Annotated in this window: 10 protein-coding genes and 2 pseudogenes; 7 read left to right on the top strand and 5 right to left on the bottom strand. The window is 58.3% G+C overall.

All coding sequences use genetic code 11. The features are described from left to right. The first annotated feature begins 137 nt into the window (after positions 1–137). Together AX724_RS02215 and AX724_RS02220 are read left to right on the top strand one after the other, a co-directional pair. Positions 138–710, top strand: coding sequence for a hypothetical protein (locus AX724_RS02215; protein WP_197421448.1), 573 nt, complete (start codon positions 138–140; stop codon positions 708–710). 322 nt (positions 711–1032) lie between these two features. Further along, positions 1033–1660: pseudogene (locus AX724_RS02220) on the top strand (transposase). 345 nt (positions 1661–2005) lie between these two features. Here AX724_RS02220 and rfbA read toward each other — a convergent pair. From rfbA to AX724_RS02245, 5 genes are read right to left on the bottom strand one after another with little or no spacing between them, the layout of a single operon-like run. Then, positions 2006–2875 carry a glucose-1-phosphate thymidylyltransferase RfbA gene (gene rfbA, locus AX724_RS02225; protein WP_066763150.1) on the bottom strand — a complete coding sequence of 290 codons (870 nt, stop codon included), beginning with the start codon at positions 2873–2875 and terminating at the stop codon, positions 2006–2008. 22 nt (positions 2876–2897) lie between these two features. Continuing rightward, the gene (gene rfbD / locus AX724_RS02230; protein ID WP_066763152.1) at positions 2898–3785 is read right to left on the bottom strand and encodes a dTDP-4-dehydrorhamnose reductase; all 888 of its coding nucleotides are present in this window, start codon (positions 3783–3785) and stop codon (positions 2898–2900) included. After that, on the bottom strand, positions 3782–4843 hold the full coding sequence (rfbB, locus tag AX724_RS02235; protein WP_066763153.1) for a dTDP-glucose 4,6-dehydratase: 1062 nt from the start codon (positions 4841–4843) through the stop codon (positions 3782–3784). Before rfbB ends, rfbD begins: the two co-directional genes overlap by 4 nt. Before the next feature lie 3 nt (positions 4844–4846). Then, complete coding sequence (rfbC, locus tag AX724_RS02240) at positions 4847–5413, bottom strand: dTDP-4-dehydrorhamnose 3,5-epimerase (RefSeq protein ID WP_066763154.1); 567 nt, start codon at positions 5411–5413, stop codon at positions 4847–4849. A 30-nt stretch (positions 5414–5443) separates the two neighbouring features. After that, positions 5444–6592: a polysaccharide biosynthesis/export family protein gene (locus tag AX724_RS02245; RefSeq protein WP_066763155.1), complete on the bottom strand. Its 1149-nt coding sequence runs from the start codon at positions 6590–6592 to the stop codon at positions 5444–5446. Positions 6593–6835: 243 nt separating this feature from the next. On the opposite strand from AX724_RS02245, the gene AX724_RS02250 reads away from it, so the two are divergent. The 5 genes and pseudogenes from AX724_RS02250 to AX724_RS24305 all read left to right on the top strand — a co-directional run. Next, positions 6836–7939, top strand: a complete 1104-nt coding sequence (locus AX724_RS02250; protein ID WP_231736444.1) for a Wzz/FepE/Etk N-terminal domain-containing protein — start codon at positions 6836–6838, stop codon at positions 7937–7939. Positions 7940–7941: 2 nt separating this feature from the next. Next, positions 7942–8739 carry an ABC transporter permease gene (locus AX724_RS02255; RefSeq protein ID WP_066763159.1) on the top strand — a complete coding sequence of 266 codons (798 nt, stop codon included), beginning with the start codon at positions 7942–7944 and terminating at the stop codon, positions 8737–8739. Continuing rightward, positions 8736–9383: an ABC transporter ATP-binding protein gene (locus AX724_RS02260; RefSeq protein WP_066763161.1), complete on the top strand. Its 648-nt coding sequence runs from the start codon at positions 8736–8738 to the stop codon at positions 9381–9383. The genes AX724_RS02255 and AX724_RS02260 overlap by 4 nt, the downstream gene beginning before the upstream one ends. Positions 9384–9524: 141 nt before the next feature. Beyond that, a complete protein-coding gene (locus AX724_RS02265) occupies positions 9525–10910 on the top strand; it encodes a hypothetical protein (protein WP_156447977.1) in 1386 nt (461 codons plus the stop codon). A 211-nt stretch (positions 10911–11121) separates the two neighbouring features. Beyond that, positions 11122–11646: pseudogene (locus AX724_RS24305) on the top strand (glycoside hydrolase family 99-like domain-containing protein); the annotation flags it as partial. Between the last annotated feature and the right edge of the window lie 165 nt (positions 11647–11811).

The raw sequence follows: 11811 nt of genomic DNA on the forward strand, positions 1-11811 counted from the left end.
ACCATGCAGCCCGGTGACCACACCCCAAATTACACCTCATTGACGGACGTGACCGCCGAGGTCAACGGCGCAGTTTTACTAGCTACGACCGGATTCTTGCAGACTGGCCGACGGAAACGGAAAAGATTGCGGCCGATTTGGGTATTTCATGGCCACGTTTCGGCAGTACTTTAGCATCCAATTTAAATGGGATCCTTGATCCTGACCTCAAGCGAAATACGGCTGGTGCTGGAAAATCGTGGGCGAGCCACATCGTTCCGCCTCAGGTTCGGATCGTTCACGACGTATTGAACCGCTGGGCTGCGCAGGGAGAGGATTTGAACGATCACGCCATTCTGGATGAAATTCGCAGGGACTTCAATAAAAGCATCCCCCTGTTCCAAGACATTGTTCATGCTGACGGCACACGCATATCGGCTGAACGAGATGACGCGCGCCGACAGGCAAGCGAAACGGAGGCGCGCATTAATGAGCAGAGTGACCGCATTGCTGCGCTATCGGCGGAAAATGAGGCTTTGACCGAACAAATAAGGTTAAATCATGCCGCGCTGGCGCAAAGCGAAGACGAAGTCGCTGCCATCCATAGCGCGCTTCAGTCCATGCAGAACGCTCTTGAAAAGGCGGAGGCCCACCGTTCCACTATCATTCAGGAATTCGAACTGGCAAAGGCGCAAATCGCGAGGCTGCAAACACAAGGCAGCCAAGTTTAATAGGCGGCAGGGCCTGCAAAAACCATCCGATCAAAAGGCTGCGGCAGACGGTAGAAGCCATCCACAACAAGGCATTACCAGTCTATTGGACCAGGAAAACCGCGAGGGTGGCGCTGACATCTTCGGACATGTCGATCTTGACGCGTTAAGATCCAAAACGTCCTTGATTTTGTGGACGAGAATGATCACCGGCGAAATAGGGATTGGGCGCTGGCGCCGCTCTGACGCGCAATTGTGACGAGGCGCAATTGGACACCTCGAAGAACCCTGTCCTTTGATGCTTTGAGCTGATTCACCTGTCGCCGACCTGGAGACGGTGGCTATGGCAGTGCAGCCTGGATTCTTTGATCTTTCGGACCGATGCGAGGCTCTAAGTACGGCGGGCGATCCGTTGGAGCGATTGTCTGCCGTGGTGGACTTCGAGTTATTCCGGGGACCGCTGGCAGCCGCGCTGCGACGCGGCCCCTGTAACCAGGGCGATCGACCGGCTATTCGCGTGCTTCGATACCGCGCTCAACAAAAACCATATCGGCATCGATCGGACTCATGGGCTGATCCGCGCCTGGGATGCGAGTGCCGGCAATACCCATGATGAAGCGCGACTACCCGATCTGATCAGCAAGGAGAACACCGCCTCGGGCATTTAGGCCGATACCGCCTATCGATCGAAGAAGAAAGAGGCGTTCCTCGCCAGGGGCATGTTCACCAGCAACATCCATCAGAAGCGGTTGCCCCGGCGGCCGCTGCCCGAGCGGATAGCCAGGGCCAATGCGAAGCGGTCAAAGGTCCGCGCTACCGCCGAACATGTCTTTGCAGGGCAAAAGCACCGCATGGGCCTCATCATCTGCACCATCTGTATCGCCCGCGCCAGGATCAAGATCGGCATGGCCAACCTGGTCTATAATTTCCAGCGCCTCGCAGGGCTCGATGGCCGAACCGCGTCTGCATGACATGAAATTGGTGCCCAGAGCGCAGCCAATATGATGATCATTCCGCCAATAGCGTAGAAACAACGCTCTCCTTCAAAGCCACCTCTCCCTTCCTACGCCATCAGACCAGAATCACCCGGTTCGAGGTGTCCAGTTGGCGGTTCAAAACCGCAGTTATCCGCCACTCTCATCTCCAGAACGGGCTTGCGCTGGGTGCGCCTCCGGCCGGGCTACGCCCGACCCTCCGCCGATCAAGCCGAGGCGAATTGATCGGCGGCCCGAGTCCTGAACAAGCGCGGGCTGGCATCGTGGCGCGCAGCGGGATCAATCACGCGATCAACTATTTTACCACCGGTAGGAGACAACCTAGCCTTCTGCCACAATCCCGCGCAGATAGCGGCCATAGTCGGATTTGCCGAGCTTGCCGATCGCCTGTTCGAGGCCGTTGGCGTCGATGAAGCCCTGGCGGTAGGCGATTTCTTCGGGCGCGGCGATCTTGAAGCCCTGGCGCTTTTCGAGGACGCGGACGAACTCGGCGGCGTCAAGCAGGCTGTCGGGCGTGCCGGTGTCGAGCCAAGCATAGCCGCGGCCCATGATCTCGACATGCAGGTCGCCGCGCTCCAGATAGACGCGGTTGACGTCGGTGATCTCCAGCTCGCCGCGCGCCGAGGGCTTCATGTTGGCGGCGATGTCGACGACCTTCTCGTCATAGAAGTAAAGGCCGGTAACCGCCCAGTTGGACTTGGGGCTTTCCGGCTTCTCCTCGATGGTCTGCGCCTTCATATTGTCGTCGAAGCTGACCACGCCGTAACGCTCGGGATCGTTAACATGATAGGCGAAGACGCTTGCCCCTTCCTTGCGCCCGGAAGCGCTGGCGAGGATTTCGGGCAGGCCGTGGCCGTGATAGATATTGTCGCCCAGGATCAGCGCGGACTGCTGACCCGCGACGAAATCGGCGCCGATGATATAGGCCTGCGCGAGGCCATCGGGGCTGGGCTGCTCGGCATATTCGAGGGTCATGCCCCAGGCCGAGCCATCGCCCAGCAGCGACTGGAAGGCAGGCAGGTCGCGCGGGGTCGAGATGATCAGCACTTCGCGGATCCCCGCCAGCATCAGCGTGGTCAGCGGATAGTAGATCATCGGCTTGTCATAGACCGGCATGAGCTGCTTCGAGGTCGAAAGCGTCATGGGATAGAGGCGGGTGCCGCTGCCGCCCGCAAGAATGATGCCCTTCATAGCTTCTTATTTCCCCTGGAAATCAGTTCACAGCCGGCTGCAACCGGTCCATCACTTCGTCGAGCGAGGCGCGCCAGTCGGGCAGCGTTACGCCATGCGTTTTGGCAATCCGGCTACAGTCGAGCCGCGAATTGGCGGGCCGGGTGGCAGGCGTGGGATAATCGGCGGTGCCGATGTGCCGCACCGATGCCGACGGCCCCCCGCGCACCGCTGATGCGGCAAAGATCGCCTCCGCAAAATCAGCCCAGCTTGCTTCGCCCGGCGCGGTCATGTGGAAGATGCCGCGCAGCTCGGGGCTAGTTGTCGATAGCATGTTGTTAGCTACCTGGAAGATACCATCCGCGATCGCCAGCGCGCTGGTGGGATTGCCGACCTGATCGCCGACCACGCCCAATTCGTCGCGATCCGCCGCTAGGCGCAGCATCGTCTTGACGAAATTGCCGCCGAACGGGCTGTAGACCCACGCTACCCGCAGCACCGCGCTGTTGTCGCTCGCGGCCAGCACCGCCTGCTCGCCCGCCAGTTTCGAGGCACCATAGACGCCGGTGGGGCCGGTGGGATCCGTTTCGACATAGGGGCGGTCTAGCGTCCCGTCGAACACATAGTCGGTCGAAATGTGGATGACAGGAGCACCGAGCTTTTTGGCCGTCTGTGCGACCGCGCCGGCACCCGCCCCGTTGACGGCAAAAGCAAGATCGCTCTCGCTCTCCGCCTTGTCCACCGCAGTATAGGCTGCTGCCGAGACGATTACGTCGGGCGTCGCCGCCTCCAGCATGCGGGCGACAGAGGCAGGATCGGCCAGATCGAGGTCGGGGCGACCGATCGCGATCACCTCATGCCCGGCGGCCTTGCCCCGTTCAAGGAGGCTGGTGACGACCTGCCCGGTGGTGCCGGTGACGGCGATCTTCATGCCGGCGCCTTAGCGCTTTCCAACCCGAGGCGCTGACCGTCATACTGGTCGCGCAGCGGACGCCACCACCATTCATTGTCGAGATACCAGCGCACCGTCTTTTCGATGCCTGTGTCGAAATTCTCCTGCGCCTTCCAGCCCAGTTCGTTCTCTAGCTTGGTCGCATCGATCGCATAGCGCGCGTCGTGCCCGGGGCGGTCGGTCACATATTCGATCAGCTCGACGCGGGGCGTGTCGGTGGGGTGCAGTTCGTCGAGCACGGCGCAGATGCGCTTTACCACATCGATATTCTTGCGCTCGTTGCGGCCGCCGACATTGTAGGTCTCGCCCGGCTCGCCCTTTTCAATGATGAGGTCGAGGGCGCGGGCATGATCGTCGACATAGAGCCAGTCGCGGATATTCTCGCCCCTGCCATAGACCGGCAGCTTGCGCCCTTCGAGCGCATTGAGGATGGTCAGCGGAATGAGCTTTTCGGGGAAATGGTAGGGGCCGTAATTGTTCGAGCAGTTCGACACCACCACCGGCAAGCCATAGGTGCGCTGCCATGCCTTCGCCAGATGGTCGGACGCAGCCTTGGACGCGGAATAGGGTGAACTGGGGTCGTAGGGGGTGGTTTCCTCGAACAGGCCTTCCTCGCCCAGCGAGCCATAGACCTCGTCGGTGGAGACATGGAGGAAGCGGAACGCGGCCTTCGCGTCGACGTCCAGGCCGTTCCAGTAGCCGCGGGCCGCCTCCAGCAAGGTGAAGCTGCCTACGACATTGGTCTGGATAAAGTCGGCCGCGCCGGTGATCGAGCGGTCGACATGGCTTTCGGCGGCCAAGTGCATGATGCGGTCGGGCTGGAATTCAGTAATCGCCGTGTCCATGGCCGCGCGGTCGCAGATATTGGCGTGGAGGAAGCGGTGATTGTTGCGCCCTTCAACTTCCTTGAGCGACGCCTCGCAGCCGGCATAGGTCAGCGCATCGATGGTGAGGACGTCATAACCCTTCTGCAACACCAAATAACGGACTAGGGCCGAGCCGATGAAGCCGGCGCCCCCGGTGACAATGACGCGCATGGGTTAGTTGCTCCAGCTGAAATAGGCGGGGAGGTTGGCGAGCAGCGGCTGCTTGCGGTCCTTGGCCGAGAGGGTTTCGGGGTCTGCGACGTCCGGCCAGACGATGCCGATCGCCGGATCGTTCCAGGCGAGGCCCTTGTCGCATTCGACGCTGTAATAGCTACCCGTCACCTTGTAGCAGATGACGGTGTCGGGCTCGACCGAACAGAAGCCATGGGCGAAGCCCGGCGGCACCCAGAGCTGTTTGCCATTGTCGGGGGTGAGCGTTTCGCCGACCCACCGGCCATAGGTGGGCGATCCCGTGCGGATGTCGACAGCGACGTCGAACAGCGCGCCGGCGGTGCAGCGCACAAGCTTGCCCTGGGCGTGCGGCTCGCTCTGGAAATGCAGGCCGCGGATCGTGCCGACGCGGGCGCTGCGCGATTCATTGTCCTGCACGAAGCTGTAATCGCCGATGTGTTTTGCGAACAGGTCGGCCCGGAAGGTTTCGGCGAAATAGCCACGCTCGTCGCCGATATGGCGAGGGGTGAGGAGCGCTAGCCCTGCAATATCGAACGTCTGTACTTCCAATTTTACCCCCAAATATAGGCGTTAGCCTTATCAGTTTCGGCTGTTCTGCACCGTCTGCACAGCGCTGGTCACTGTCAAAATGGGCGAGAAAAGCTGGCTGATAAGCTGGATCAGCTTGCTTGGTTGATTGGCCGCGGCATTGCCGACATAGAGAACATCCTTATCCTGCATGTAGAAACGCTGGGCGAGGAAGTAGCTATTGGTCTTCATCATATTAAGATGGTAGACGATCGGCACTTCTTGGCCCTGCGCGTCGGTCGTATAACGCATGAGGAAGATGGCGCCCGCGGAGCCGACGCCGGGATTGACGCCCCCGGCGGTCGCAATCGCCTCAGCCAGGGACACCGTCGAACGGCTGAAGGGAATCTGCTCAACCCGCCCCGGCGCGCCTAACACCGAATAAGTGCGCGGATTGTTGATGAGAATCATGCGGTCACCAGGATAGGCGCGCACGTCAAGCGCGGGATTGTCGACCAGATCATTCATTCGCACGTCGATATTCTTGCCGCCGCGCGTGATCCGCAGCGTGAGATCACGAGCATTGCCGCGATAGCCGCCGGCGAGCGCAACGACGTCGGACAGAGATTCCCGATTGGTTTGGAGTACCAGTCGCCCCGGCCGCGCGACTTCACCACCAACAATGATGGAGTTTGTGATCGCCTGGCTCAGCGTGACGACGACCTGGGGATTTTGCGACACACGCTGCAGCGCGTTGCGGATCATCGCCTCGACTTCACCCACTGTCACGCCCGCGACATGGAGCGTGCCGGCATAGGGAATGGCGATGTCACCAAGGTCATCGACCCGCATCGGCGGCAGCTTCTGCACCTGAACGCCAGGGTTGGTACCGATCTGCCCTGCCCCTCCAATTGCGCTGCCGCTACCCTGGAACAAGGTTACGCCTGCTTCATAAATATTGATGTCTAGGATATCGCCCGGGCCCACCAGATCGGTCGGCGGCGGCACCCGATCGACAAGCAGGGCTGGCGGCAACATGTTGGCTGCATTTGGTATGTCGCCGACTGCGACTACCTCTTGGACCCGGATCGGCGCAGTCCCGTCATTTGGTTTAAGCGCCGTCTTGCGGATTTGTCCGCCCGTCGGCCCGCTCGACGGGAGCGAGGCGCAACCCGCCAGTGCGGCCAGTAGCGCTAAATGAATGCTATTTTTGACGTACATCGGTCTGAATCTCGAAAAGGGCTAGCGCTGTGAAGCGGGGCACGCTTAGCATCGGCGTTCGCAAATAAACAATAGTCCCTAAAAACCAACCTCACGGAGTCATCCCCCGCCTTGCGCCCCGCGCCATGTTGGCCTAGCGCGAATTTCAATGGATGGCTTTATTGTAGGCGCTGCGAAAAATCTATGGATGCGACCACCTCATTCCCCGTCGAAGCCGAAAGCCAAGCCCGTCGCTCGGTTCTCATGACATGGGTCCGCAAGCGGCGCTGGTTCCTCGCCTTCGTTGTTCTGCCAACGCTGCTGGCGGCGATCTATTATGGCTTCATCGCGTCCGATATCTACATTTCGGAATCGCGCTTTGTCATAAAGAGCCCGGACCAGAAGAAGTCGCAGACATCGACTCTTGCCAACCTTGTTCAGACGACAGGCATGTCGGGCGGGCAAGAGCAGACGAACGAAGTGCTCACCTTCGTACGTTCACGCGACGCTTTGAAGGCGCTGGAGAAAAATCCCGGCATTCGCGATAAATATAGCGCGTCTGAAGCCGATTATTTCTCCCGCTTCCCTGGCCCGCTGTCGGACGGCAGCTTCGAAAGCCTCTTCAAATATTACGGCAAGATGGTGGATGCCCGCTTCGAAACCGAAGACGGCACTGCGGTCATCAAGACCCGCGCCTTCAGCCCCCATGACGCCCATGCTATCAATGCGCGGCTGTTGGATTTGAGCGAAGGGCTGGTGAACCGCCTCAATGCACGCGCACAGACCAAGGGCATCGTCGAGGCGCAACGGCAGGTAGACCTCGCCACCGAGCGCGCCAAGGCGGCTCGGGTGGCGCTCACCCAGTATCGCAACGCCCAGGCGCTGATTGATCCGAGCCAGCAGGCCGTAGGCGTATTACAGATTTCCAACAGTCTAATCGCGCAGCGCGCAGCGCTTCAGGCGCAGCTCGACCTCATGCAGCGGGTCGCGCCTAATAATCCATCGATCCCGTCATTGCGCAGCCGGATCGGAGCTTTGTCCGTCCAGATCGCTTCGCAGGACAGTCGCGTGGTCGGTACCGGCAGCGGCATTGCCTCGAAGCTGGGCGGCTATGAAAATCTTCTGGTCGAACAGGAGTTCGCGACGCAGAGCATGACTGCGGCCAATTCCGCTTTGGTCCAGGCCCGCGCAGAAGCGCAGCGCCAGCAGTTTTATCTTGAGCGTGTGGTGGACCCTAATGTGCCCGACAGCCCATTGCTGCCCAAACGGTTTTTGAACATATTGGTCGTGTTCGCAGCCTCGCTCAGCCTGTACTTCATTGCCTGGATGTTTATGGTTGGCGTCGTCGAGCATGCGCCGGAAGATTGACGATGTCGCGAGTCACCCTGTCCAAATTGCAAAATGGCTGGTCGGTTCAGCTCCGTGTGATTCATGCCCTGATGATCCGTGAGCTGACGACCCGCTTTGGTCGCGAGAATATCGGCTTCCTATGGATCATGGCCGAACCTCTTTTGTTCGCAGGTCTTGTCGGCCTGATCTGGAACGTGACCAAAGGCCCTACCGAACATGGCATCGGCATTATCGCCTTTGTCGCTACAGGATATATCCCTATTACCCTATTTCGTCATGGCGTCTCGCGCAGCGTAGCCGCTTTTACGACAAATTCGAGCCTGCTTTATCATCGTCAGGTTAAGATCGTCGATTTCATCCTTGTTAGATTCGTCATCGAGGCTCTGGGTGGGATGATGGCCTATCTTTTCATGGGCGTCGTTCTTATCCTCGCACATGAGATGCCGGTGCCTGCTGATATCGGGCTCCTAATCGCGGGATGGTTTGTTTACGCTTTCTTCTGTTTTTCTCTATGCCTGATTATTGCGCCATTGTCGGAATTATCTGAGGTGATTGAAAAGTTCATACCGGTTACAACCTATGTCATGATTCCTTTTTCCGGTCTGTTCTACATGGCTGCCTGGATGACGCCGCAGGTCAGGGAATATCTGATGCTCTCGCCGTTCGTGAATGGAATGGAAATGATGCGCAAAGGCATCTGGGGTGACCAGGTGACGGCTTATTATAACGTTTGGAATCCTATTGGATGCGCGCTCCTGGCCACGATGATAGGCCTAATATTGTGCCGTCGGGTCCGTCGAACGTTGGCCGTAGAATGATCGGCTGTCTCAACGTCTGTAAGTCGTACAAACATGGGTCGAGCCATAAGCGGGTTCTCGACAATGTTAATCTGGTGGTGGAGCGGGGCGAGCGCGTCGCACTGCTCGGTCGCAACGGCGCCGGGAAGAGCACGCTCATAAAATTGATCGGCGGCGTCGAGATGCCAACATCCGGCAAGATTATGCGCAAGATGTCGATATCTTGGCCGTTGGGCTTTGCTGGCGGCTTTCAGGGCAGTCTGACAGGATATGACAATGCCCGCTTCGTCGCACGGATATACCAGCGGGATTATGCGGACATTCGCGCCTTTGTGGAGGATTTTACGGAACTGGGTCCCCAGCTGAAAATGCCCGTGAAGACCTATTCATCCGGAATGCGTGCGCGTCTCGCCTTTGCGATGTCGCTCGCGATCGAATTTGACTGCTATCTAATCGACGAAATCATTCTGGTAGGTGACCAAAACTTCCACCGAAAATGTCATTATGAGCTTTTTGAAAAACGCAGTGAGAGAGCTATGATATTAGCTTCTCATAACACGGAAGTAGTTAAAGAATTTTGCAATAGAGCCGTGATCATTAATAATCGTAACGCCCAAGTGTATGACGATGTTGGAGAGGCTGTCGATATATATTCTGCCCTTTGAATTAGAATTGCGCCCGCGCGGCGCAGTTTAAGGTAATCTTCAACATTTCTTAGATTCTAATTTAATGTTATCAATTCGACACAAGTAAATTTTATGTTAAATTGACATAGGGACATTAGAATATAAGGTGGTAGTGATGGCGTGGAGGCAATCGACCCAATGATGTCACAGAATTCCGTCTCCCACGCTTCATTCCGTGATGAAGGGCAGGATATTCGTCAGCGTCTGGCGCAGCATCTTGCTGAAACGAATAGCTGGGTCGCGCATCTGCAGGCGCGATTTTTGGCGGCTGACCCAGCTAGTGGTGGCTCAATTGAATTGCAGGCGATTGAAGACGCTTTTGCAGAACGGCGGGGTGATATCGAGCGGCTGCACGAAGAAATCGAGCAGCATAAACGGCGCAGTGAACAACTTCAGTTTGCGCTCGATGATGCCATTTCCGCACGGGCGGAAGTTGACATACAAGTTGCACGACTACAGCCCCTCGCCGAGCATGTAGCGCTTATCGAAAGCCAATTGCGTCAGCGCGAAGAGGAAATGCATCAGGCCTATGCCGAACTGAAGCGCCAGCAGGATGACGCAGAGCAGCAAAAGCGCAATGCGGAAGCGCTAGAGGGCGACATTGAAAAGTTGCGCGCCAAGCTGAGCCAGGCCGATAAATGGATTTTCCGTCTCGCCGGGGAACGCCGGGACAGTGAACAATCGCTAGCTGTGTCGCAGAGTAAACTGGTTCGCGCCGAGAAGGTAGCGGCTACCGAACAGGCTCAAGCTCGGCGCCTTGCCGATGCGCTGGCGCGGCACGAGCGGGATCTGGTCGCGCAGAGCCATGAAATAGACCGCTTGAGCAAAGCGCTTGATGAGGCGCGAAGCAAGCTAGACGCTGCATCACGTCATGAGGAAGGCCAGCATACCAGCTACGCGACGGATATATATCCGCTGAACCTTGAGATACGGCGCCTCGCCGATGGTAAAAGGCTCGCCGAACATCAACGTTGGCTAGCCGAGCAGGAAACGCAGCGGCTTGGCCAAGAAGTGAACCTGTTGACACGCCTTCTCTATGAGACGCGGGAAAAGGCCGAAAAGTCGGAGGCCGAACGCTCCTCTCTCTTGGCTGAAAGCGAAAAGGTCGCAGTGCTGACGAAGGATTTGCAGGCGGCGCATGAAACGCAGGAAAAGCTTGCAGTCTTGCTGGCGGAACTTCGGGCTTCTGGCGAGGAGTTGGAGAGGAAATCGGCTGAGCACGAAAAAGAGCGAAAGGCCGCCGTGGCAAATCTCGAGCAAGAGGCCACCGCTCGCCTGTTCATGGCCCGTATTTCCGAGGTCCTGATGCAGCGGCACCCCTTCTGGTGGAATTTGACGCCGAAGGAATGGCGATCGAGGCGGACCTATGCGGCGCTTCGGCGGCGCGGCATCTTTGACGCCGAGAAATATTGCGACATGTACCCCGATGTCCCTGCCGCCGGCATGGACCCACTGGAGCACTATATCAAGCATGGCATGTATGAGGGCCGGTCCTGCCCTCTCTAGTCGAGATCGAGACGAAGACGTAAATTGGGGGTTTGGGGCTTATATGTTTGCCGAGTTCAACGGAGATGACGTTCAAATCCTTCGGGAAAGCGGGCTTTTTGACATCGATTGGTACCTCAACCGTTATCCCGACGTCGCTTCGCTGGGTATCGACCCCATCGTTCACTACCTCGAACTCGGCGCTGCTTTGGGGCGCGACCCTTCTCCGGCAATGAGTTCTACCGGATATTTGAAGGCCAATCCCGACGTGGCCGCCGCCGGGCTCAACCCGCTCGTCCATTATGCCACGAGCGGCCGCTATGAAACGCGCCCAGTGCCACCGGCGGACGGCGGGGCTATATGGTCGCCGCCGCAGGTCGAATTCGTCCCGCAAAAGCATTTCGATCCTCTGCCGGTAAAACAGGCGCGTCTTGTCGCCTTCTATCTCCCGCAGTTTCACCCCATCCCAGAAAATGACAAATGGTGGGGCAAGGGCTTTACCGAATGGACCAATGTTCGTCCGGCCAAGGCCCAATTTGTCGGCCATTATCAGCCGCATGTTCCGCACCCTGACATCGGCTACTACAGCCTCAACGATACCGAAACGCAGCGCAAGCAGATCGAGCTTGCCAAAATTTACGGGATAGAAGCGTTTTGCTTCTACTACTACTGGTTTGCCGGCAAGCGGTTGCTCGAATCCCCGTTGGAAGCCTGGCTCAACGATCCGACGCTCGATCACCCCTTTTGCGTCTGCTGGGCCAATGAGAATTGGTCGCGGCGCTGGGACGGGTCGGACGCCGAGGCTCTGTTGCAAAGATTGGCGGCAGTCAGAGGTAGGCTGTCGCTCTGCGCCGATCAGGCGGCTGCTGCGAAATGGTGGTTGAGCATGCCCATGGCCTCCGTCAGCGCCGAGGGCCCAATG

Source organism: Sphingobium sp. CCH11-B1 (assembly GCF_001556865.1).
Lineage (GTDB): Bacteria > Pseudomonadota > Alphaproteobacteria > Sphingomonadales > Sphingomonadaceae > Sphingobium.